The sequence below is a fragment of the Cupriavidus sp. L7L genome, from assembly GCF_004353535.1.
Taxonomy (GTDB): domain Bacteria; phylum Pseudomonadota; class Gammaproteobacteria; order Burkholderiales; family Burkholderiaceae; genus Cupriavidus; species Cupriavidus oxalaticus_A.
The window spans coordinates 96,098-117,960 of sequence record NZ_SMNY01000003.1 but is presented as its reverse complement, the minus strand read 5'-3'; the positions used below and the strand labels follow the sequence as shown (position 1 = coordinate 117,960).

Genomic DNA, 21,863 nt, shown 5'->3' with positions numbered 1-21,863 from the left:
GTCCGAGTAATGTTTCAGGTTTGGCTCTGCGCGGTCCGACCTGTCTTGCCATCAATTCAATATCAACCTATGCAACCGTGAAAGGTGGTGTGGATAGTCGTTTCATCGAAGTCACGCCGGCAATGGCGGAGCGAGGGGAACCTGGTACGTGCGCCTGTATGCCAGCAGGGCCCAAATGATTCTCGCCATTTTGTTGGCCAGCGCCACGGCAACGACGTTTGTGGGTCGTCGCTTAAGCATGGACTTCAGGTGGTCGGGCAAGTGTCGAGCCTTTGATATTACGGATCGTGCCCCGTGGATCAACAAGGTGCGGAGATAGACGTCGCCCCGTTTACTGATGCCGCCCAGTTTGACTTTGCCGCCAGAGCCATTCTGTCGAGGCACAAGTCCAAGATAGGCTGCAAACTCTCGTCCGGACTTGAAGGTGCGGGCATTCCCGATGACGGCGACTGCGGCAGTGGCTGTCAACAAGCCAACCCCCGGGACGTCGGAGATACGGCGGCACGCTTCGTCACTGCGACGCCATTCCGTAATGCGTTGCTCAATCCGTTGGATCTGCTCGTCGAGCGCGAGCAGCCGAGATAGTTGGTCTTGCAAGCCATCCGTTAGCATTGCAGGCAACTGGTCTGCCAAATCAGCCAAGGCGATCTTGGCAGCTGCGATCCCCGTGCGGCGCCCCTGTGGCAGCACCACCCCGAACTCATATAATAGTCCGCGCAACTGGTTCACCTGCATCACGCGAAAGCGTACAAGTTGCTGGCGCATGCGGTGGAGCGCCAGCATGGCTTGCTGTTCCTCCGTCTTGACGGCCACAAATCGCATTCCTGGGCGTTGCGCTGCCTCCCAGATTGCTGCGGCGTCTGCGGTGTCGTTCTTGTTGGATTTGACAAACGGCCGCACGAACTGGGCCGCAATAAGCCGGACATCGTGCCCGAGCGCAGACAACTTCCGTGCCCAGTAATGCGCACTGCCACAGGCCTCCATGACGATGCGGGATGGCGGTCGGTTTGTGAAGAACGGCAACAGCTGAGCGCGCCTCATGGCTTTACTGTGAATCGTGCCAGTGTCGGGCTCAACGAAATGGATTTGGAAAACGTGCTTGGCCAGGTCGATGGCTACTGTGGTCGGTTCCATGTGGATCCTCCTTGGCAGGCTGCGACGACAGAATCACCACTGTGACACACATGGGAGCTGCCTTACGAACTGCTCCGGCACGGTCGGCGATTCGCCGAGGCGGGAGGCGACCATTCCATCTACGAAAACGTACCGCCTTTTACTACAGTTCACGCCGTTGAGAACGGCACATCGAACCTGCAGTAGTCCATTGGCTCCAGCAATCGTCCATCGCATGTGCCCGTTCCTTTTCATGCGCTGGCCAATGACATTGTCGACTACCGATTCTGCTCCCGCGCTCGAAATTGGCAGCCCTGCGCTCGGGACTTCCATTTCAATGTGGGGATTCATTGGAAATGTAAGCTGAAAGCGCCTATAACCTCACGTTTCTAAGTGAGCACGATGGGTTTGCTGCGCTGATCAGGCAACTCGGCGAGGGGCGCGCGACGACGCTGCCGCGCCCAAGCGGCCCCAAAACCGGTTGGGCCGTGGCGCTCCGGTTTCGATCCCTCCGAATCACCGTTTCGGAAAAGGCCAGTTGGCCAGACGGCGTCACGCCTCTACTCTTCCCGCATGCATCCGATCCAAGCAGATGCAACACAACGCATATCAAACGAAGGAGCGTATCAGCAATGCATGACTTGCCTCTCGACGGTGTGGTCGTGGTCGAGCTGAGCGACAGCGCTTCGGCGCCGTTCGCCGGCCAGATCCTTGCAGCGCTCGGCGCGGACGTCTGGAAGATCGAGCGGCCCACGGGCGATTCTGCGCGCGGCTGGGGGCCGAGCAAGTGGAAGGGCAGCGGCGCGGCCTTCCATGCCATCAACCGCGGCAAGCGCTTCATCAGCCTTGACATCAAGGATCCCGGCGACCTGGCCAAGCTGCACCAGTTGATCGCGGAGCGCGCCGACGTTTTCTTCCACAACCTGCGGCCCGGCTCGGCGGCGCAGTACGGGCTCGATGCCGACAGCCTGCGCGTGACCAAGCCGGAGCTGATCTGCTGCGAAGTCGGCGCCTTCGGCCACCAGGGTCCGCTGAACACCGCGCCGGGCTATGACCCGCTAATGCAGGCGTTCGCAGGGATCATGAGCATCACCGGCGAGGAGGGGCAGTCGCCGGTGCGCGCCGGGGTGTCCATTGTCGACTTTGGCACGGGTATGTGGGCCGTGATCGGCATCCTGGCGGCGCTGATGCGCCGGCAGAAGAAGCACGTCGGCGCGACCGTCAGCAGCTCGCTGCTGGAAACCGCGATTGCCTGGATGTCGATCGGCGTGGCCAACTACAACGCGGACGGCGAACCGGGTTCGCGCCATGGGTCCGGCGTCGCCTTCATCGTGCCGCATCGCGCCTACCAGACCGCCGACGGCTACCTGATCGTCAGCTGCGCCAACGATGCGCTGTTCGCCCGGCTTTGCGAGACGCTGGACCGGCCCGAATGGGCGCGTGACGAGCGCTTTGCCACCAATGCGGGGCGCCTGCGTAATCGCGCCCTGATCGACGGACTCATCGGCGAGCGCCTGGCCGAGCATCCGCGCGCCTACTGGCAGGAGCGGCTGGGCGTCGTCGGGCTGCCGTGCGCCCCGATCCAGACGACCGAGGAGCTGGTGCACCACGCGCAGACGGAGGCGCTGGGCATCATCGGCAAGCCGTCAGACGATGAGCTCGCTGTCGTTGGCTTGCCGCTGTCGTTCAACGGCAAGCGTCCGCCGCCATTGTCGGCGGCGCGCGAAGTCGGCCACGACAACGCGGACCTTGCGTGCCTGACCATGCGGCCAAAGGCTTGACGGCTACGACGATATATGAAAACGGAGAGAGACATGACCGAAGTTCCGCAAACGGAGAGTCTCTTCGCCTTGATGCATGACCAACCCGAGTCACCATGAGTGCCAATGCGAATGCTGCTACCGCAGCCACCACGAACAACCCTGGGCGACCCCTGAGCGGCGTGCGAGTCCTGGCGGTCGAGAATTTTGTTGCCGGGCCTTTTGCCTCGATGTGGCTCGCCGATGCCGGTGCCGAAGTCGTCAAGGTGGAGTCGCGTGACGGCGGGGATTTTGCGCGCAGCACCACTCCGGTGAAGAGCGCCGAGGACGGCTCCGTGCAAAGCTTGTCCTTCCTGCGCAACAACCGGAACAAGAAGAGCGTCACGCTGGACCTCAAGCATCCCGAAGGCAAGCGGATATTCACGCAACTGGCATGCGAGGCGGACATCGTCCTTGAGAACCTGCGGCCCGGCGTGATGGACCGTCTCGGCATTGGCTATGGCGCGCTGCGCGAGCACAACCCGCGCCTCATCTATGTCGCGATCTCCGGTTTCGGGCATGAAGATGTGATGCCGAGCCCGTACACCGACTACCCGGCCTTCGACATCATCGGGCAGGCGCTGAGCGGGCTGATGTACCGGCCCGAGCGCCAGGGAGACCGGCCGACTTATCTCGGCTTCTCGATGACCGACCTGCAGGGCGGCATCCTTGCCGCACAGGGGGCGCTGCTGGCGCTTTACCAGCGCGAACGAACCGGGTTGGGGAAGAAGGTCGACATTTCGCTCTATGACGCCTCTCTGGTGCAGAACGAGATCTCGGTTGCGATGTACTCCGCCTTCCACAAGCCTGCGCCGCCCGGGTTGCATGCCGTGACGGCGCCGTTCGGCACCTTCCGCGCCAGCGACGGGTATATTGTCATCGCCGTGCTGGGGGATCATATCTGGCAGCGCTTCTGCCACGTGATTGGCATGCCTGCCCTGCTGGAGGATGCGCGCTTCCAGGACGGTATGGCCCGCAGTGCCAACAGCGACGCGCTCAACCCGCATATCGACGCATGGCTGGCCACGCGCACACGCGCCGAGGCCGTCGAAGCACTGCGTGAAGGCGGGGTTCCGGCCTCCGCGGTCAACGACATTGCTGATGTCTTCGAATGCCCGCACGTTGCCGCGCGGCAGATGCTGATGACCCTGCAGGACCCGGCATGGGGCGCCGTCCAGGTCGCGGGCAATCCGATCAAGATGTCCGATACTCCCGAGCCGGAGGCTGGTCTGCCACCCCGGCTAGGTCAGCATACCGATAGGGTGCTGGGCGACTGGCTGCACATGAATGCGCAGCAGCTCGACGCACTGCACGCGTCGGAGGTCATCTGAGCAGCGCCTGGGCATCTGCCCCGATGCAATCAACGTCTCAATGGATAGAGGTTCTCCGCAATGAAAATTCTTGAAGGGAAGGTTGCCATCGTTACCGGCGGCACCGGCGGGATCGGGAAGGGGATCGCGCTACAGCTTGCTGCGCTCGGCGCCATCGTTGTCATCAGTGGCAGAACGGCAGCGAGGGCTGAGGCGGTGCTCGCCGAGATTCGCCACGCCGGAGGTACCGGGGATTTCCTGTCCGGTGATGTCCGCTCCAAAGCGGACATGGATGCGGTGGCCGCCGAAGCTGCCCGCCATCATGGCGGCATCGACATTGTTGTCGCGAACGCCGGCGGCAACGACGACGAGGCACGCCGCCCCGACGTCAGGGGACCGTTCGGCGATATCGACCTGTCGCGTGTTTGCGCCGTGGTGGCAGAGAACACCGCTGCGAAGCTGCTCCCGGTACAGTCGGCGTTGCCCTTCATGCGCCAGCGCGGAGGCGGAAGCGTCGTCTTTGTGACATCCGAGGGTGGCCGCGTGCCCACGCCCACCCAGACAGCGGTCGCGACCTTCGCCGGCGGGCTGATCAGTGCGAGCAAGGTGCTTGCCAGGGAGCTGGCCCGAGACCGGATCCGCGTGAACTGCGTGTGCGTGACGGTGGTGCGCGACAGCCCCTCCTGGCAGGCTGCATTCGAGAAGGAGGGAGGGGTCTCGGAGCGCCACCGCAAGCAGTATGAAAAGATCATCGCCAGCAGCCCACTTGGCGTGGCGGCGCCGCAAGACATTGGCCAGGTGGTGGCATTCCTGGCTTCGGATGCCGCGCACTACCTCACGGGGGCGACGCTCAGTCCTACGGGTGGGTTGACCATTCACTGAGGCAACTGCGTCGTCAGATGCAGAAAGTCCCTCCAGCCAGCGTGCATGCTCCTGACTGGCGGGCTGCGCGGTCCCGCAGGCCTCTGGTTCAACCCTGTTCCTGACTGTTGCCGTCCGCGAATGAGATAGACCAACGGCCGCGCATCAGCCAGCCCAGTCCGAACGTCATCAGCGCCAGTGACAGCAGCGCCGGACGCACGCCCACATGGTCGGCCAGCGCGCCGAATAGCGCAGCGCCGCTGGCGCCGCCTCCCATTGCGGCCATGAAAAAGACCGCCATGCCGCGGGCGCGCAGCCGGTCAGGCAGCGCCAGCTGGGCGCTGACGTTCAGCGAGTTGCCGATCGCAAGCCAGCTGGCTCCGCTCACGAACAGGACAGATGCCGCAAGCCACGCATGCGGGGCCAGCCCGATGCCTGCAATCGCGATACCGAGGATGAGCGAGCCATCCGTGACGATCCTTGCCGAGCCGAAACGGGCCCGCAGTCGCGGCAGTGCCATCGCCACCGTCATGGCCCCGGCGCCTACGCAAGCGAGCAGCGTCGTGTAGACCTGTGCGCTGACCCCGCCATATGCGCGCGCGAGCAGCGGGAGCAACGCCATCAATGCGGTCACAGTCAAAAAGAGCACCCAGACCCGCACGATCGCGGCGCGCAGGCGTTGGCTGCGCCATGCGTAACGCAGGCCGGATCGTATCGATTGCGGCAGACGCACGGTGCGGCGCTTGCGCGGCGGCGCGTTATAGTCCCATTTCCAGATCACCAATGCCGAGGCAAGCGACATCAGCGCGCCGACGATGAACACCGAGGCGCCGCCCCATATGGCCAGGAACAAGCCTGCCAGGAGCGGTCCTCCCACACGTCCGCCGTGCACAGCCAGGCCATGCAGGGCCATTGCCTGCGGCAACTCTGGGCGCGCAACGACCTCCGGCAGCAAGGCCGAGAAAGCCGGCCAGCGCACGGCGGTGCCAATGCCTCCGGCAAAGACCAGCGCAAGCAGCAGCGGTGTATTGAGGAAACCAGTGGCAGCAGCCACTGCGAGCGCAGTCGTCGTGGCCGTAGTCCACAAGAGTGTGAGGAGGAAGCACCTGCGCCGGTCGAGTTGATCCGCCAGCGCGCCACCGGGGAGAGCGAGAAAAAACGCTGGCAAGGCCGTGGCCGTCTGCACCAGGGCAACCAGGATCTTGCTGTCGGTCAGGGTGGTCATCAGCCAGGCCGCGGCGACGTCGCACATCCACACGCACAGGTTGGCGGCGACCCATACCGACCAGAGTACCGAGAACCGCCGGTTGCGCAGCGGCCCCCACGCGGTGGCGGTGGCGGTGGTGGCGGCGGCTTGCGCCGACTTGCGTGGCGGCTCCGTCATGTGCTCACCGATGGCTTCTGGCACATACCGGCAGCGCCAGCTTCGTTCGCGTTCTCAGTCCCCATGGCGTGGCTCATTTGACAGGTATGCCAGATTGGAGACCAATGCCACGCCGCGTCGCAACGAGTTGCAAGCGCGCGTCCCGTACTTTGGAAGTGCTATGTTGAGGAGCCGGTTGTTAAGGCCGTCTTTCGCGCTTGCTCAACCACCTGCCCGGCGCGGCCTCGGAAGCTGTCATCACCTCGAGCCACAGGGTGCAAGAAGGTGCGATGCGCATCACCGAGCCGCGCGGCATCCTGCGCGAGGATATCCGGCAATACCACGGGTACCTTGCACGACCACCCGCGTCGGTGGTTATTCCGTATCGGCTGGGCTGGTGCCCGCCGAAGCCTTGCCGGGGGTCTGGTAGAAATCCGGTGCCCACCGCCTGATCACTTCCCCGTCAAGGCGCCAGCCGACGCACTTGTCCCAGTGCGGCTTGGGCGATGTTGCCACCGGAGGCCTGATACGGGGTTCGGGCAGGGCTTCCCATTCCTGGCGCCGCGCTTCGCCGCCCACGGTCTGGTAGGCCACGGTACCGAGATTCATCAGTAGTTCGCGCAGATGCGTGCAGCCCCTGGTGCCGCCCAACGTGGTTTCGAGCGTCTTGCGCCAGCCGCGCGCGATGCTCGCGCCAACCAGGCCTTGCAGCGGTGGCAGGCCCCCGGTGCATTCGGCAAAAGGGATGGAAGGCAGCGCTGCTGCGATGGCCCGGACGGTATAGGTGTTGTCCAGCGTGATGCGGACCTGCATGTGGTGTATGGGCACGTCGGGCGGTTGCTCACCGCTTTCCCAGCTGGGCCAGGGCCCGGTCTTGCTGTCCTTCATCTCGCCTTCGATGTCCCACAAGCCGTCGTCACGGCGAAAGCCCTGCATGATGACAGCGCGGGTATGCAGGTGGCGTCGTGGGCCGGTGGCGGCAATTCGCAGGTAGGCGTTGCCGCGGCGTGGGCGGCGGCGGGCGCTTGGTCTTCGTGCATCGGGTCATCTCGATGAAGGGGGCGCCGGCTATTGGATAGGCGGTGCTTCCGGTGTCGGGGAAAAGTGATGCTGCAGAATCTGCCACACCCCCAGGCGCCTGACCAGCACCCAGGTCGTCCGCAGTGCCGAGGCGGTTTCGCTCCCGTCGGCGAGCACAAAGCGGAAGTTTGCGTGCCCCTGCGCCAGCAGCGTGTCCGCGCCAAGCTCAACCAGGGTCTGGTCGACCAGCGACATGGATGCCGAGCGCAGCGTCCCGGCATACGAGGCAAAGTACCCCAGGATCGCCGCCTGGCCCACGGCGTGGCCCGGGCGGCCCCCGAAAAACAGGGCTTCGGGCGCGTATAGCGCGGCAAGCGCGTCTGCGTTCCACGTCAGCGCGGCGGCGTTCCAGCGGCGCTCGAGGTCTTGCAGGGCGGCCTGCACGCGCGAGGCGTTCGTGCTCGAGGCGTGGTGTTCGGTCATGGTTGCCATGTCATTGCCTGGCGCGGCCCGGGCGTTCCCGGCCATGCCTTTCTTGCGGCGTTGCGGGCAATGCTACGACGATGACGCCCGCCAGCTCAACCGAAAAGGACAGGGCGTTCCGTACCTTGGAATGCCACGGCGCCGCCGCCCGCAACTGCAGGTCGGGATGCGACCGGTTCCGGCGGTCGCCACGCTGCGGCTTCAGCGCTCAGGGGCGCGGGTTTGCCGAGATGTTTCAAAGTACGGGAGAGTTTGCGCAACGCCATTGGTTATCTGGCGCCGCTGCAGCATAGTGAATCCGTGCATGCCGGAAACGGTAGCTGTTGTCTCCATGCTCGCCTCCGAGCGAGCTTATGCCCCGACCGGCTTGCCGCGGGGCTTCTTTTTTTGTTCGCGCCGTTGGCGCCACCTTCGACCAAAGGCCTTCCTCCCATGCTGAAGCAACCCGCCACCAAGTACCGTCCCTTTGCCCCGGTCCACTTGCGCGACCGTACCTGGCCGGACGCAGTGCTGACCCGCCCGCCGGCCTGGTGCAGCGTGGACCTGCGCGATGGCAACCAGGCGTTGATCGAGCCGATGGACATCGAGCGCAAGCTGCGCATGTTCAGGATGCTGGTGCAGACGGGCTTCAAGGAGATCGAAGTCGGCTTCCCGTCCTCGTCGCAGGTCGAGTTCGATTTCGTGCGCAAGCTGATCGATGAGCGACTCGTTCCCGACGACGTGACTATCCAGGTGCTGACGCAGGCACGCGAACCCCTGATCCGCCGCACCTTCGAGTCCCTGCGCGGGGCTTCGCGCGCGATCGTCCATCTGTATAACGCCACCTCGCCCGTTATGCGCAGGGTGGTGCTTGGCCTCGACGAGGCCGGCATCGTTGAGCTCGCCACCAGCCACGCCAAGCTGTTCAGCGAACTGGCAGCGCAGCAGCCAGGGACGCAGTGGATTTTCGAGTACTCGCCGGAGATGTTCTCGGGTACCGAGCTGGCTTTCTCCAAGCGCGTGGTTGACGCGGTCACGGAGGTCTGGCAGCCCACGCCCGCGCACAAGTGCATCGTGAACCTCCCTTCGACGGTGGAGCATTCCACGCCGAACATCTTCGCCGACATGATTGAGTGGATGCACCGGAACCTGGCGCGCCGCGATTCGATCAGACTGTCCGTCCATCCGCACAATGACCGGGGTACGGGGACAGCGGCCGGCGAATTTGCCGTGATGGCGGGTGCCGACCGCCTGGAAGGCTGCCTGTTCGGCAATGGCGAACGCACCGGCAACCTTGACCTGGTCAATGTCGCGCTGAACCTGTACACGCAGGGCGTGGACCCCGGCCTCGACTTCTCCGATATCGACGAGATCCGTCGCACTGTGGAGCACTGCAACCAGCTGCCGGTGCACCCGCGCCACCCCTATGCGGGCGACCTGGTCTACACGTCGTTTTCCGGTTCGCACCAGGACGCCATCAAGAAGGCTTTCGCCGCGCGCCAGGAGGGCGATATCTGGGACATGCCGTACCTGCCGCTCGATCCCAAGGATCTCGGCCGCAGCTACGAGGCGGTGATCCGCGTAAACAGCCAGTCCGGCAAGGGCGGCATCTCTTACCTGCTCGAGAGCGAGTACGGCATGGAGCTGCCACGGCGCCTGCAGATCGAGTTCAGCCAGGTAGTGCAGGGCGTGATGGACGCGACCGGCACCGAGCTGACCGCGCATGACCTGTTCGAGCTGTTCGAGCGCGAGTACGCCGTGCATGCCATCCCCGCGCCGAAGCACAGCCTGGCAGAAGCCGCGGCAGGCGCTGCGGGAGAACGCGTACGGCTTGCCGGCGAAGCCGTGGTCCACGGGCAGCCGGTTGCCCTGGACGGCGCCGGAAACGGGCCGATCGATGCCTTCGTGAAAGCACTGGCGGCGGCCACCGGTGAGAGCATCCGCGTGCTGGACTACCACGAGCATTCGATTGGCGCCGGCGCAGACGCGCAGGCAGTGGCGTACCTCGAGCTGCGCATTGGCGACCGTACACTGTTCGGCGTGGGCATCGACTCTGACATCGTGTCGGCGTCATTGAAGGCAATTGTCTCGGGCCTGCAGCGCGCCACCGCGGACGCCGCGGCCCGAATGCGCTAACCGCTGAGGTCTGCGCGGGCACCATGCCTTGCACATGGCGCCCGCTGCCAGGTGAAGCCGGACCTTAGCCGGGTCGCACGTCAGCCAGGATCGACGCGATGTTCCGCACATTCTCCAGGTCCAGCACCGCATCGATGACGCGAGCGATGTTGGCCTCGGGAATGACGTCCTGCGCGTTGTCGCGGAATTTCTGTACCAGTTCTTCCGTGCTCATATGGCTGGCCGGATCGGGGGAGGGGCTCCCCTTCGGATAGCGCCGCTCGTCGGCAAAGGTCTGGCCGCGCGCCGACACCTCGATCTTCGCCGGCCGGCTGGCCGCGTGGCCGGTCAGCAGTGCCACATAGTCGGGGTGCACCGCGTGCTCGACCTTGTCCATCAGGCGCATCACGGATTCGCCGAAGACCAGTTCCGGATCCTGCCAGGCCTTGCCCGGCGGCACGCGATGCGCGCCCAGCGCGATGCCGTGCGCGATGCTGAACTGTGCATCGTGCACATGCCGGATATCCCGGTTGAGCCATACCGGCTGCTCGACGAAGCCTTCGACCCAGACCTTGATGCCGTCGATCTCATCCTGTCGCAGCTCGTTCTGGCCGACGATCTCGTTGAGGCTGTCCAGCAGCGCATGCAGGATGCGACAGTGCGGGTAGGGCTTGTAGGATTGCTCGGCGGGAAACTGCCAGTCGGTGCCGAGTGCCGCGAGGATGCGATCGGGCTCCCAGCGCGTGGTGCCTATAAAGCGCGGGAAACCGTACTCGCGGTCATCGAGAATCTGCAGGTCGCCGCGGTGGCCGAACTCGGCCATGTGCGCGGCGGCCATGGCCGCCTGCGTCAGCGCGCCGGCAAGCAGGTACTTGATCGTGGAGCTGGGCGCATGCTGGAACCAGGCGACTTGCGAATTTACCGGGCTGATGCTGCCGGCAATTCCGAGCGCATGCGCTGTTGTCTCGGCGCCCAGTCCCTTCAGCTTGACGATGGCCGCCGTCGCGCCGAAGACGGTGCTGCTGTAGCCATAGATCTTCGGTGGCGACACCTTGCCGTCCTTGGTGTCGCGCAGGTAGTCCATGGCCTTGCCGAGCCGGTAGGACATCTCGTGCGAGACGGCCAGCGCGGTGATCAGGTCCTGGCCGGAGCGGCCCATGGCTTCGCCGACCGCCAGCGCGCCGGGCAGGACATAGGGCGTCACATGGCCCGGCGGAACCACCGCATCCATGTCGAGCGCGTTGATCAGTTCGCCGTTGGCAAAGGCCGCGCCGACGACCGACACCCGCTGGTCGGTGCCGATGATAGTGGCGTTGCCCGCGGCGCCACCCATCAGTGCGCCATAGTCGATCCCGATCTTGCCCTTGGGCTGGTCGACGGCGGCCAGTGCGCATCCCAGCGAATCGAGGACGATGCGCTTGCATTCGTCCGCGACCGCCGGGGGCAGCGAGTCGTAGGTGCTTTGTTGGGTGAAGCTGGCCAGGTGCTCGACGATGGTTGTTGCCATTGCGTTCTCTCCAGGTAATGTGTCGCGCCCCTGCGGCAGGGGCTGGCAGGGGAGTTCGGCTTGTCGTTCGGCTTACTCTTTCGGAATGCCCAGGTCCGCCACGACCTTGATATTGCGCTGAAGATCCTGGCGCAAGAACTCGGTGAATTCCTCCGGGGACAGGTTGCCGGCTTCGGCGCTGTCCTTGCGGAACCGCTCGCGCACGGCCTCGCTGGCCTGCGCCGCCTTCAATGCCAACGCCAGCCGCATGACGACAGGCGTTGGCGTGCCGGCCGGCGCCGTCAGGCCCATATAGACATGGAAGCTATAGTTGGGCAGGCCCTGTTCGGCCAGTGTCGGAATATCGGGAAACGCCGGCAGGCGCTTGGGTGACGAAACCGCGAACGCGCGCAGCTTGCCGTCCTGGACGTATGGGCCTGACGAGTTGGCGCCGTCAAAGATCATGTTGACGCGCCCGCCGAGCACATCCGGCATGGCGCCGGCGTTGCCCTTGTAGGGTACGTGAAGCATATTGATGCCGGCCTGGTGCATGAACAGCGCGGCGGCCATATGGGTACTGGTGCCAATGCCCGCGGTGGCATAGGACATCGTGCCCGGACTGGCTTTGGCATGCGCGATCAACTGTGGCAGGGTCTTGTCGGGCTGGGCGGAGAAGCCCACCATGATCAGCGGGGCCTTGTTCATCATGCCGATGCCGGTGAAGTCCCGCGCCAGGTCGTAGCCCGGCTCCAGCTTGGTGGCCTGCGCCAGCGCCAGGGTGTTGGCGGTGGCGAGGAGGGTGTAGCCATCCGGCTTCTGGGCCTTCACATAACGGATGCCTAGCAGCCCGGCAGCCCCAGCCATGTTTTCCACGACCACGGGTTGGCCAAGGTTCTCGGCCATCTGCTGCGCCACGGCGCGGGTCGTGACGTCGAGCAGCGCGCCCGGCGCCGAGTTCACGATGATGCGCACGGGCCTGGCTGGATAAGCGTCTGCCGCGAATGTCGGGCCTGCGGCCAGCGCCATGATGATCACGCCGCACAGGCGGTGAAGGGAATGGGTCATTGCTGCGGTCTCCTGTCTCGATATCCTGTTGACAGCCCTGCGTGCAGGGTGGCGTATGCACGCATGGTCGGATCGGGGGCAGGCGCGGTCAATGCAGCGCTTGCCGACGTTCCGTGCAATGAGCGAGGGGGTTAACCCCCATGGAGCTTCATCGAACCGGCCCTCAAACTCTACCTAACGTTCGTCAGGTACGGGCGCGCCGCCATGCGCCGCATGCTCGTGGGTAGCGGGCGCAAGCATATCCATGGATACGGAGACGCCCATGTTGCAGCAAGCAGGCGCGAGGCCGCGAGGCCATCAACCCGGGATCGGCGCGATCTGGCCCAGGCCGGGCCGGTCCGCTACAGAGGAAAGTCAGGTGCGGGTTGTGCCGCTGGCCCGCGGCCTGGCCGTGCTGGCCGCCTTCGGCCCGGAGCAGGCCTGGCTGGGCAACCAGGAGATTTCGCTGGAGACCGGCATCCCCGCGCCCACGGTCACGCGGCTGCTGCAGTCGCTGGTCGCACTGGGATACCTGCACCACGACGAGGTGCGGCGCAAATACCGGCTCGCGGCCGCCTCGCTGGCGCTCGGCTATGCGGCGACCGCCGATCCTGCCGTGCAGCGCGAGGCCAGCATCGAGATGCGCAAGTTCGCCGAAGCGACCGATACCTACATGGTGCTCGGCACGCGCGACCGGCTCGATGTGATCGTGCTGGACAGCCGCGTGGGCAGCCAGGCCGTGCTGGACCTGCGCCTGACGCCGGGGACGCGCCTGCATATTGCGTCGTCGCTGATGGGATCGGCACTGCTTGCAGCGATCCCGGAACTGGAGCGCTGCTACCTGCAAGGCAATGTGGAGCGCAAGGCCGGCCGCGACTGGCCCTTGCTGCGGCGGCGCATGGCCGAGAAGATCTCGCAGGTCCATGAACTGGGCTTCTGCATGTCGCTCGGCGAGTGGGAGCCTGAGTTGGCCACCGTCGCCGTGCCGGTTTGCGTGCCGGAGCAGCCGCCGCTGGTGCTGGCCTGTATTGGCCGAACTGCGCGCATGGCGCGCGCCCGCGTCGAACGCGAGCTCGGGCCGCGCCTGCTGGCGATGGCGCAGGTGCTGCAGGAACGGCTGGCATCGCGCGAATAAGGCGAGCAAAATAGGCTGGCCCTTCACCTTCCCGCCAGCCTTTCATGACCGAATTCAACCGCCTGCACCTGATCCGCCAAGTCGACCTGTTCACGTTGCGGTTGTTCCTGTCCGCTGTCGAAGAGCAGCAGATCGGGCGCGCCGCGAGCCGCGAGAACATTGCCGCATCGACGGCGACCAAGCGGATCCAGGACCTCGAGGATATCGCCGGCGTCAAGCTGCTCGAACGCGGGCCCAGGGGCGTCGTGCCGAGTCCCGCGGGCGCGGTGCTGGTGCGCTACGCGCGCCAGATCCTGGACAGCATCGAGAACCTGCGTTCCGAGATTTCCGCTTTCACCGAAGGCATGCGCGGCAAGGTGGTGGTGGCTTCGGCGCGCTCAATCATCGCGCCATTTCTTGCCCGCGAGCTGGGCGACTACGCGCGCGATTTCCCGCTTGTGGAGCTGGTGGTGCGCGAAGTCGAGAACGCCGCGATCATCGAGGCGGTGTCGCGCGGCGATGCCGACGTAGGCGTGTTCGCCATGGCCCACGAGCTTGAGCTTGGGGGCGTCGACGTGACACCGTACCGCCGCGACCGGCTGGTCGCCGTGGTGCCCAACTCGCACGCGCTCAGCGCGCGCGAAACGCTCAGGTTCGAAGACCTGCTGCCGGAACGGCTGATCCCGGTGGAATCGATGCTGGGCATGTTCCGCGCCGCGGCGAAACGCATGGGCGCCGAGTTCGCCCCACCGTTCCACGTCGTCAGCGCCGGGGTGGCGACCAGCCTGGTCCAGGCCGGGCTGGGCGTGACTGTGTTGCCCGAATGCCTGCTCAGCCACGATATGTTCGATCAGGTCACCAGCGTGGCCATCGACGAGTCATGGGCCGTGCGCACCACCCATATCGCCACGGCCCGCGGCCGTGTCCTGAGCCCGCCTGCCGCCGCGCTGATGAAGCAGCTGCTAGACCGCCCGCGCGGCGAGCCCGCCGCATCAGGGCAGGGCTGAGCGCTACCACGCACCGTCGCGCAACACGGCGCAACACTGCGCGCCGGCCCGTCCGGGCGCCTCCTGCGGCTCACTTCGATCCCACCGAATCGCCGCTTCGGAAAAGGCCAGTTGGCTTGCCTGCTGCACACCACTACGCTTCCAACACGCATCGCGGCAATCGCAGCAAGGGCTCGCTGCAATGCAGGCAGATGCCAACGCAAACCAATGGAGGCAATACAGTGCAACCGAACTTCCTGAATGAATCGCAGGCCTTGTGGCTGGATACCGTGAACCGTTTCATGGACAACGAGGTCACGGTCGAGTACGTGCGCAAGTGCGACCAGAACCGTGACTATCCCTACGAGGCCTACGACAAGATCGCCAAGCAGGGCTGGCTGGGGCTGCTGTTCACGGAGGAAGAGGGCGGCGCCGGTGGTGACATCTTCGACTACACGCTGATGGCCGAAGGTCTTGGAAAGTTCGGCTTCGATTTCGCGGCGGCGGTCCTGGTGCCGACCTTCACGGCGATGAATATCGCGAAGTACGGCACGGCTGCGCAGAAGGACAAGTACATCAAGCCGTTCATCGAGGGCAGGATCCGCTTCTCTGTGTCGATCTCCGAGCCCGACGCCGGCTCCGATGCCTCCAACACGAAGACCCGCGCCCGTCGCGACGCGAACGGCGACTGGATCGTTTCCGGACAGAAGCTGTGGTGCAGCGGCGCGGCGGCCAAGGATACGGTCATCGCCATGCTGGTGCGCACGGATGCCGACAACAAGCACGGCGGCCTGTCCGTTCTCCTGATCCCGAACACCACGCCGAGCCTGGTGATCAACAAGCTGCCGACCCTGTCGCGGCACGCGACCGGCACCACCGAGATCTTCCTGGACGAAGTGCGCGTGCCGGCCGATGCGATCCTCGGCGAAGAAGGCCAAGGCTGGGAAATCATCACCAAGCACCTGGAGCTCGAGCGCTGCGCGGTGGCCGCTGCTTATGTCGGCAATGCGCAAACGGCGGTGTCGAAGGCGGTGCAGTACGCCCACGAGCGTATCCAGTTCGGCAAGCAGTTGTGGGACTTCCAGGTGCTCAAGCACATGCTGGCCGACCGCCAGACCGAGGTGGATGCCGCGCGGCTGCTGTGCTACCGCGCCGCGCAAATGGCAGCTGCCAACGTGCCGTGCAGCCGTGAAGTGTCGATGGCCAAGCTGTATGGATCCGAGACGCTCAAGCAATGCTCGCTGACCGGCATGCAGGTGCTGGGCGGCTATGCCAACCTGCCCGAAGCCGACATGGAGCGCTACCTGCGCGAATCTGTCCAGTCCACCATCGGCGGCGGCACCTCGCAGATCCAGAAGACCATCATCGCCAAGTCCATGCGCCTGGGCTGAACGCGCAACTACATCAAGGAACCAGCAACATGACTGACACGACCAAGCGCATTATCAACAACCGTATCGACCAGACCTTTGACGAGCTGCAGGTGGGCCAGGTGTTCCGCTCGGGCGGGCGCACCGTCACCGAAGCGGACGTGGTCAATTACTGCGCACTCACCGGCAACTGGATCGAGATCCACTCCAACACGCACTACGCGTCCAAGACCCGCTTTGGCCAGCGTTTGGTGCAGGGTTCGCTGACCTACTCGATCGTCACCGGCCTGATCCAGTTCGGCCTGGGCATCCAGGCGAACTACGGCATCGACAATATGCGTTTCCGCAGCCCGGTGTATATCAACGACACCATCTACGCCGTGTGCGAAGTGATCGGAAAGAAGGAGAAGGACGACAAGTACGGGGTGATCAAGTTCCGCATCAGCGCGATCAACCAGAACGGCGACCTGCTGCAGCAAGGCGAATGGAGCCTGCTGATGCTGCGCAAGCGCGAAGACCTCGACGCGCTGATCGCATCGTCGCTGCCTGAACTGAAGGCGGCATGAGGCAATGGCGGCCATGTCGACCAAGCCAGTAGCGGCCATCATCGGGATGGGCGACGCCTACGCGTCCCGGGCGGATCGCAAGGACCCGCTGCAGCTAGCCGCTGAAGCCACGCGGCGCGCGCTGCAGGACGCGGGCATTACCAAGGACCAGGTCGACGCCGTCTACACCGGCCGCTCGCCCTGGGCGGATAAGCGCTCGCAGTGGAGCAACATCTTCATCTCCCACATGCAGATGCCGGTGAAGCGTACCAGCGAGATCACCATGCACGGCGCTGGGCTCACTGCCACGCTGGCGGTGGCCTCGGAGATGATCGCTGCGGGCCAGGCAGAGTACGTACTGTGCCTGCAGAGTGACGCGACCGAGCTCTTTGTCGATGCCGTGGCAATGGGTGCCGAGGCCGATGCCGATCCGCAGTTCGAAGTGCCGTATGGCCCGATCATCCCGGCGTTGTATGGCCAGGCCGCGTGCCGCTACCTCCATGAGTTCGGCCTGACCGAAGCCGACCTTGCGGAGGTCGCAGTGGCCAACCAGCGTTGGGGCGTGCATCACCCGCATGCTGCCAAGGCGCGCTTCGGCGAAATTGACCGCGAGACCGTGCTTGCGTCGCCTTATGTCGCCACGCCGCTGCGGCGCTGGATGTGCTCCACCTGGGGCGGCGGCACCGGCGGCGCGCTGGTGGTCACCTCGCCGGAACGGGCAAAGGCGGCGCGCAACCCGGTCTACCTGATGGGCTACGGGTCAGCCACGACGCATGAGTACCTGGGAGATCGCATGAACATGCGGTCGTGCAGATTTCCCGAGCTTGGCGCGATGCCCAACCTGACCTACACGGCGACGGCGGCGGCGGCGAGCCAGGCCTATGCCATGTCGGGGCTGTCGCCGGCTGACATCGACATGGCGCAGATCTCGGTGAACTTCGCGCACATGGGACCGATCGTGATGGAAGACCTGGGCTTCGCGAAGAAGGGCCGGGGTATCGACCTGTACCGCGAAGGACGCACCGGGGTGGGCGGCGACCTGCCCACCGACACCAACGGCGGCTGGCTGTCGTTCGGCCAGCCGGGCATCTCCTGCAACATGGACAGCATGGTCGAGGCCGTGCGCCAGTTGCGCGGCGAAGCGCTCGGGCTGGCGCCGGCGCGCCGGCCGAAGACAGTGCTGGTGCAGGGTGCCGGGGGCATGCTGGCCGCCGGCAGCGTGCTGCTGCTGTCTTCCTCCACCTGAACCTCATCGGAGCACGTGATGATCCAAACGCAAGACGGCTGGCCGCAGCCATACCAGCTTCTCGATGCCAAGCCCTACTGGGAAGGCCTCGGCGCCGGACTGCTGAAATACCAGCGTTGCGGCGGATGCGGCCAGGCGGTCTGGCCGGCCCATTCCTTCTGTCCGCACTGCAGCGCCGACCAGCTCGCCTGGGAAGTCTCCGCCGGCCGCGGCAAGCTGTATTCGTTCAGCACCGTGATGCGGGGGCCGACACCGGCCTTTGCCGCGATCGCGCCGTACACGGTCGGTTTTGTCGAGATGGACGAAGGTTATTTCCTGTTCACGCAGATCGAAGGTCCGCCCGAGTCGATGCAGATCGGCAACCGTGTGCAAGCGCACATGATCGAACGCGGCGGGCAGGCGCTACCGGTGTTCACCCAGGCCTGACGCAGCGCAAGATATAACAGATAGAACGGAGAGAGACATGACAGTACGACTAGCAGCGCCCGGCCGCCGGCGCTGGCTACGGCTGGCGGGCGCCGCCGGCCTGGCCGCCTGCGCGGCACTATCGCTGCCCAGGCTCGCCGCGGCCGCGGAATGGCCAACCCGGCCCGTGAGGATCGTAATCGCAGTCGCGGCGGGATCCACCGGCGATATCCTGGCCCGGAGCCTGGCGCAGCGTCTCGAAGGGATCTGGAAGCAGCCGGTGATCGTCGAGAACAAGCCCGGAGCGGGCGGCGTCATCGGCACGGAATATGTGGTCAATGCCACCGATGGCCATACCCTCCTGCTGGGCACGCAAAGTTCGATCCTGCCCAAGTTCACCACCAGGAACCTGAAGTTCGACCCGATGACCGACCTGGTTCCAGTGTACAAGGTCATCAACTACCAGCTCGTCATCGCGGTGAATGCCGAAACCGCCCCAAAGGCGAAGACGCTGCGCGAGCTGGTCGACCTGAGCAAGAGCAGCCCCAACGGGCTATTCTTCGCCGGAACGGGCCAGACTTCGGTCTTCAACCTGACCATGGCCTTGCTCAACAAGTCGCTGGGCATGAAGTACACGCCGCTGGACTTCAACAGCGTCGGCACCATGAACCTGGCCGCCATGCGAAACGATGCGCAGTTCCTGGTCAATACGCCCAGCTCGATGAAGTCGCAGATTGATTCGGGCAAGCTCAAGCCGCTGGCTGCCATCAGCGCCGAGCGTTACGCCAGCTTCCCTGAGCTGCCGACACTGGCCGAGGCGGTAGGCTACAAGGGTTACTTGCCGCTGCTGTGGGCTGGCATCTTTGTCCCGAAGGGAACGCCGGCCGCGGTGGTGGACCGCATTGCGCACGACTTCAGCACGCTGGAAGCGGACAAGGCATTCCGCAGCAGCATCGAGTCGCGCCTGAGCGGGCGCATGGTGGCATCCTCGCCGCCGGCGTTCGCGAAGCAGCTGGCTGAAGAGGCCAACGTCTGGAAGAACCTTTTTGCTGAAATGAACTACAAGCCGGAGTAGCCATGTCAGGACCACTGGAGGGCGTACGTATCCTGGACCTTACGTCCAATTTCATGGGGCCGTACGCATCGCTGCTGCTGGCCGACATGGGCGCGGACGTGTGCAAGATCGAGTCGCCCGAAGGCGATACGACCCGCAAGGTTGGCCCGAGCCGCACCCCGGGCATGGGCGCGATCTTCCTGCACCTGAACCGCAACAAGCGCAGCCTGGTGCTGGACCTGAAGAAGCCGAGCGGGATTGCTGCGCTCAAGCGCATGCTACGCTCGGCCGACGTGCTGTTGTACAGCCTGCGTCCGCAGGCGATGGCCAGGCTGGGCTTGTCGTATGAAGACGTGCGGGCGCTGAACCCGCGCATCCTTTACTGCGGCGCGTTCGGCTTCGGCCAGAACGGACCATATGCCTCGCGGCCGGCCTACGACGACCTGATCCAGGCCGCTGTGGGTCTGCCGGTGCTGCAAAGCCGCAAGGCCGGTCCGCCGACCTATGTGGCCACCGCCATTGCCGATCGCGTGGTCGGCATGGCGACCAGCAATGCGGTGGCCATGGCGCTGTACCGGCGCGAGCGCACCGGGCAGGGCCAGGCCGTGGAGGTACCGATGTTCGAGACCTTCGCGCACTTCGTGATGGGTGACCACTTGTATGGCCATACCTTCGTGCCGCCGATCGGCGACTGGGGTTACGCGCGCATGATGACGGCTGAACGGCGGCCCTATCGCACGCAGGACGGCTATGTCGGCGTGCAGAGCTACACCGACCGCCACTGGCAACGCTTCTTCGAGATCTGCGGCGATGCGGCCATGGCCGCGGATGCGCGCTTTGCCGATATCCATGGCCGCACGCAGCATATCCAGGAGCTCTATGCGTTCCTGGGGCAAACCTTTGAAACCCGGCCAACGGCGGAGTGGATCCGGCTGATGTCGGCGGCAGACATTCCCATCATCGAGATGAATACGCCGGAAACGCTGCTGGAAGATCCCCATATGACCACGCTGGGCTTCTTCGCGGAGGAGGATCACCCTTCCGAGGGCCGTATCCGCACCATCGGCATTCCTCAGCAGTGGAGCGAAAGCCCGCCGTCACTGCGCCATCCGGCGCCCCGCCTCGGCGAGCATTCTGCGGCGCTGCTGGCCGAGTATGGCTTCTCCGTCGCGGAGGTGCGGGATATGCTGGCATGCGGCGCTGCGCGCGAACCCGCTCCGGACCGTGCGGAGTCCACGAACGGAGAATGAAAGCGGGACGGCGCGCCGGGTAGTGGCCAGCCCTCGTGACGTGCCGTCCCCTGTGCAGACTGACAGAGGCCCGGCCCGCCGGGCCTGGAACAGGCCATTGAATTCCCAGGAGACCAACGCCATGGCGCAAAAGCCAACCGGGCCCCTCGCGGGCATCAAGATCGTGGAACTGGGCGGCATCGGCCCGGGGCCGTTCTGCTGCATGTTGTTGTCCGACCTGGGCGCCGACATCATCCGCATCGACCGTCCGTCGCCCTCCGACGGCGGCGCGCCGGTCGAGGCACGCTTCGACCTGCTCAATCGCGGCCGCCGCAGCGCGGCCATGGACCTCAAGCAGCCGGAGGCGGTCGCGACGGTGCTGAGGCTGGTCAGCCAGGCCGACGCCGTGATCGAGGGTTTCCGCACCGGCGTGGCGGAACGGCTCGGGCTGGGCCCGGACGAGTGCCACAAGCTCAACCCGCGACTGGTCTACGGCCGCATGACCGGCTGGGGGCAGGACGGGCCGCTGGCCCAGGAGCCGGGGCATGACATCAACTACATCGCGCTGACAGGCGTGCTGCATTCCGTCGGCAAGGCCGGCGAAGCGCCGTCGATCCCGCTCAATCTCGCGGGCGACTTCGGCGGCGGCTCGCTTTACCTGGCGCTGGGCGTGGTAAGCGCCATCCTTGAGAGCCGCATGTCGGGGCGCGGACAGGTGGTGGATGCCGCGATGGTGGACGGATCGGCATCGCTGATGACGTTGATCTACGGCCTGCGTGCAGCAGGGTACTGGACTGACGAGCGCGGCACCAACCGGCTCGATTCGGGCGCGCCCTGGTACAACGTGTACGAGACGAAGGACGGCAAGCATGTCGGTATCGGCGCCAACGAGACGCGCTTCTACCGCAACGCCGTAAAGCTCCTCGGGCTCGACGTCGACAAGTTGCCCGGCCAGCACGAACGCGCCGGCTGGCCGGCGATGCGCGAGCAGTTTGCCGCCGCGTTCCGGAGGCGCACGCGTGACGAGTGGGCAGTGCTCGCGGCCGGCGCCGAGACCTGCATCACGCCCATCCTGTCGATGGGAGAGGCGCCGCACTGCACTCACCTGCAGGCGCGCAAGACTTTCGTTGAAGTCGATGGCGTGGTGCAGCCCGCGCCGGCGCCGCGCTTCAGCCGCACGCCGGGAAGCATCCAGCGGCCACCGGCCCGCCCCGGACAGCACACCGACGAGGTGCTGGGCGATTGGGGGTTCTCCGCGCAGGAGCTCGCGGCGCTGCACGACGCGGGGGCGATCCGCTAGCGCCTGCTGCGGCAGCGGCCGCTTTCGAGGCCGTTAGCCAC

Annotated in this window: 19 protein-coding genes; 13 read left to right on the top strand and 6 right to left on the bottom strand. The window is 65.3% G+C overall.

Annotated elements, in window-relative coordinates; all coding sequences use genetic code 11:
• Positions 1-111: 111 nt before the first annotated feature.
• Positions 112-1,134: an IS110 family transposase gene (locus E1J61_RS02525; protein ID WP_133092595.1), complete on the bottom strand. Its 1,023-nt coding sequence runs from the start codon at positions 1,132-1,134 to the stop codon at positions 112-114.
• Between the two features lie 611 nt (positions 1,135-1,745).
• Between E1J61_RS02525 and E1J61_RS02520 the strand changes: the two genes are divergently transcribed.
• The 3 genes from E1J61_RS02520 to E1J61_RS02510 all read left to right on the top strand — a co-directional run bounded on the left by E1J61_RS02520 (position 1,746) and on the right by E1J61_RS02510 (position 5,104).
• Complete coding sequence (locus E1J61_RS02520; protein ID WP_133092594.1) at positions 1,746-2,894, top strand: CaiB/BaiF CoA-transferase family protein; 1,149 nt, start codon at positions 1,746-1,748, stop codon at positions 2,892-2,894.
• A 95-nt stretch (positions 2,895-2,989) separates the two neighbouring features.
• On the top strand, positions 2,990-4,243 hold the full coding sequence (locus E1J61_RS02515; RefSeq protein WP_133092593.1) for a CaiB/BaiF CoA-transferase family protein: 1,254 nt from the start codon (positions 2,990-2,992) through the stop codon (positions 4,241-4,243).
• Between the two features lie 60 nt (positions 4,244-4,303).
• Positions 4,304-5,104: an SDR family NAD(P)-dependent oxidoreductase gene (locus E1J61_RS02510; protein WP_133092592.1), complete on the top strand. Its 801-nt coding sequence runs from the start codon at positions 4,304-4,306 to the stop codon at positions 5,102-5,104.
• 88 nt (positions 5,105-5,192) lie between these two features.
• On the opposite strand, the gene E1J61_RS02505 is transcribed toward E1J61_RS02510, so the two are convergent.
• The 3 genes from E1J61_RS02505 to E1J61_RS02495 form a co-directional block, all read right to left on the bottom strand.
• Complete coding sequence (locus E1J61_RS02505) at positions 5,193-6,491, bottom strand: MFS transporter (RefSeq protein ID WP_165971408.1); 1,299 nt, start codon at positions 6,489-6,491, stop codon at positions 5,193-5,195.
• Positions 6,492-6,821: 330 nt separating this feature from the next.
• Positions 6,822-7,403, bottom strand: a complete 582-nt coding sequence (locus E1J61_RS02500; protein ID WP_256376125.1) for a DUF2889 domain-containing protein — start codon at positions 7,401-7,403, stop codon at positions 6,822-6,824.
• A 111-nt stretch (positions 7,404-7,514) separates the two neighbouring features.
• A complete protein-coding gene (locus tag E1J61_RS02495) occupies positions 7,515-7,958 on the bottom strand; it encodes an SgcJ/EcaC family oxidoreductase (protein WP_243736743.1) in 444 nt (147 codons plus the stop codon).
• A 423-nt stretch (positions 7,959-8,381) separates the two neighbouring features.
• On the opposite strand from E1J61_RS02495, the gene leuA reads away from it, so the two are divergent.
• Positions 8,382-10,064 carry a 2-isopropylmalate synthase gene (leuA, locus tag E1J61_RS02490; protein ID WP_133092589.1) on the top strand — a complete coding sequence of 561 codons (1,683 nt, stop codon included), beginning with the start codon at positions 8,382-8,384 and terminating at the stop codon, positions 10,062-10,064.
• A 64-nt stretch (positions 10,065-10,128) separates the two neighbouring features.
• Here leuA and E1J61_RS02485 read toward each other — a convergent pair whose 3' ends face one another.
• Both E1J61_RS02485 and E1J61_RS02480 read right to left on the bottom strand, forming a co-directional pair.
• On the bottom strand, positions 10,129-11,550 hold the full coding sequence (locus E1J61_RS02485; RefSeq protein WP_133092588.1) for an MmgE/PrpD family protein: 1,422 nt from the start codon (positions 11,548-11,550) through the stop codon (positions 10,129-10,131).
• Positions 11,551-11,622: 72 nt separating this feature from the next.
• Positions 11,623-12,594 carry a tripartite tricarboxylate transporter substrate binding protein gene (locus tag E1J61_RS02480; protein ID WP_243736742.1) on the bottom strand — a complete coding sequence of 324 codons (972 nt, stop codon included), beginning with the start codon at positions 12,592-12,594 and terminating at the stop codon, positions 11,623-11,625.
• Positions 12,595-12,952: 358 nt separating this feature from the next.
• On the opposite strand from E1J61_RS02480, the gene E1J61_RS02475 reads away from it, so the two are divergent.
• The 9 genes from E1J61_RS02475 to E1J61_RS02435 all read left to right on the top strand — a co-directional run bounded on the left by E1J61_RS02475 (position 12,953) and on the right by E1J61_RS02435 (position 21,822).
• Complete coding sequence (locus tag E1J61_RS02475; RefSeq protein ID WP_243736741.1) at positions 12,953-13,708, top strand: IclR family transcriptional regulator; 756 nt, start codon at positions 12,953-12,955, stop codon at positions 13,706-13,708.
• Positions 13,709-13,752: 44 nt separating this feature from the next.
• On the top strand, positions 13,753-14,694 hold the full coding sequence (locus tag E1J61_RS02470; protein WP_133092586.1) for a LysR family transcriptional regulator: 942 nt from the start codon (positions 13,753-13,755) through the stop codon (positions 14,692-14,694).
• A gap of 221 nt (positions 14,695-14,915) precedes the next feature.
• Entirely contained in the window at positions 14,916-16,064 is a 1,149-nt protein-coding gene (locus tag E1J61_RS02465) for an acyl-CoA dehydrogenase family protein (protein ID WP_243736740.1), read from the top strand.
• Between the two features lie 29 nt (positions 16,065-16,093).
• Positions 16,094-16,609 carry a MaoC/PaaZ C-terminal domain-containing protein gene (locus E1J61_RS02460; protein ID WP_116321606.1) on the top strand — a complete coding sequence of 172 codons (516 nt, stop codon included), beginning with the start codon at positions 16,094-16,096 and terminating at the stop codon, positions 16,607-16,609.
• 13 nt (positions 16,610-16,622) lie between these two features.
• Positions 16,623-17,834, top strand: coding sequence for a thiolase family protein (locus E1J61_RS02455; RefSeq protein WP_165971407.1), 1,212 nt, complete (start codon positions 16,623-16,625; stop codon positions 17,832-17,834).
• A gap of 18 nt (positions 17,835-17,852) precedes the next feature.
• The gene (locus tag E1J61_RS02450; RefSeq protein WP_133092583.1) at positions 17,853-18,260 is read left to right on the top strand and encodes a Zn-ribbon domain-containing OB-fold protein; all 408 of its coding nucleotides are present in this window, start codon (positions 17,853-17,855) and stop codon (positions 18,258-18,260) included.
• A gap of 37 nt (positions 18,261-18,297) precedes the next feature.
• Positions 18,298-19,314 (top strand): tripartite tricarboxylate transporter substrate binding protein, encoded by a 1,017-nt coding sequence (locus E1J61_RS02445; protein WP_133092582.1) that lies wholly within the window; start codon positions 18,298-18,300, stop codon positions 19,312-19,314.
• A gap of 2 nt (positions 19,315-19,316) precedes the next feature.
• Positions 19,317-20,543, top strand: a complete 1,227-nt coding sequence (locus E1J61_RS02440; RefSeq protein ID WP_133092581.1) for a CaiB/BaiF CoA-transferase family protein — start codon at positions 19,317-19,319, stop codon at positions 20,541-20,543.
• A 121-nt stretch (positions 20,544-20,664) separates the two neighbouring features.
• Complete coding sequence (locus tag E1J61_RS02435; protein WP_133092580.1) at positions 20,665-21,822, top strand: CaiB/BaiF CoA-transferase family protein; 1,158 nt, start codon at positions 20,665-20,667, stop codon at positions 21,820-21,822.
• Positions 21,823-21,863: the final 41 nt, after the last annotated feature.

What these genes read in the sequence shown, in the direction of transcription:
- E1J61_RS02440 (WP_133092581.1), top strand. Translation starts at nt 19,317, where the DNA reads ATGTCAGGACCACTGGAGGGCGTACGTATCCTGGACCTTACGTCCAAT.
- E1J61_RS02495 (WP_243736743.1), bottom strand. Translation starts at nt 7,958, where the DNA reads ATGGCAACCATGACCGAACACCACGCCTCGAGCACGAACGCCTCGCGC.
- E1J61_RS02485 (WP_133092588.1), bottom strand. Translation starts at nt 11,550, where the DNA reads ATGGCAACAACCATCGTCGAGCACCTGGCCAGCTTCACCCAACAAAGC.
- E1J61_RS02450 (WP_133092583.1), top strand. Translation starts at nt 17,853, where the DNA reads ATGATCCAAACGCAAGACGGCTGGCCGCAGCCATACCAGCTTCTCGAT.
- E1J61_RS02525 (WP_133092595.1), bottom strand. Translation starts at nt 1,134, where the DNA reads ATGGAACCGACCACAGTAGCCATCGACCTGGCCAAGCACGTTTTCCAA.
- E1J61_RS02455 (WP_165971407.1), top strand. Translation starts at nt 16,623, where the DNA reads ATGTCGACCAAGCCAGTAGCGGCCATCATCGGGATGGGCGACGCCTAC.
- E1J61_RS02460 (WP_116321606.1), top strand. Translation starts at nt 16,094, where the DNA reads ATGACTGACACGACCAAGCGCATTATCAACAACCGTATCGACCAGACC.
- E1J61_RS02470 (WP_133092586.1), top strand. Translation starts at nt 13,753, where the DNA reads ATGACCGAATTCAACCGCCTGCACCTGATCCGCCAAGTCGACCTGTTC.
- E1J61_RS02520 (WP_133092594.1), top strand. Translation starts at nt 1,746, where the DNA reads ATGCATGACTTGCCTCTCGACGGTGTGGTCGTGGTCGAGCTGAGCGAC.
- E1J61_RS02480 (WP_243736742.1), bottom strand. Translation starts at nt 12,594, where the DNA reads ATGACCCATTCCCTTCACCGCCTGTGCGGCGTGATCATCATGGCGCTG.
- E1J61_RS02435 (WP_133092580.1), top strand. Translation starts at nt 20,665, where the DNA reads ATGGCGCAAAAGCCAACCGGGCCCCTCGCGGGCATCAAGATCGTGGAA.
- leuA (WP_133092589.1), top strand. Translation starts at nt 8,382, where the DNA reads ATGCTGAAGCAACCCGCCACCAAGTACCGTCCCTTTGCCCCGGTCCAC.
- E1J61_RS02515 (WP_133092593.1), top strand. Translation starts at nt 2,990, where the DNA reads ATGAGTGCCAATGCGAATGCTGCTACCGCAGCCACCACGAACAACCCT.
- E1J61_RS02445 (WP_133092582.1), top strand. Translation starts at nt 18,298, where the DNA reads ATGACAGTACGACTAGCAGCGCCCGGCCGCCGGCGCTGGCTACGGCTG.
- E1J61_RS02510 (WP_133092592.1), top strand. Translation starts at nt 4,304, where the DNA reads ATGAAAATTCTTGAAGGGAAGGTTGCCATCGTTACCGGCGGCACCGGC.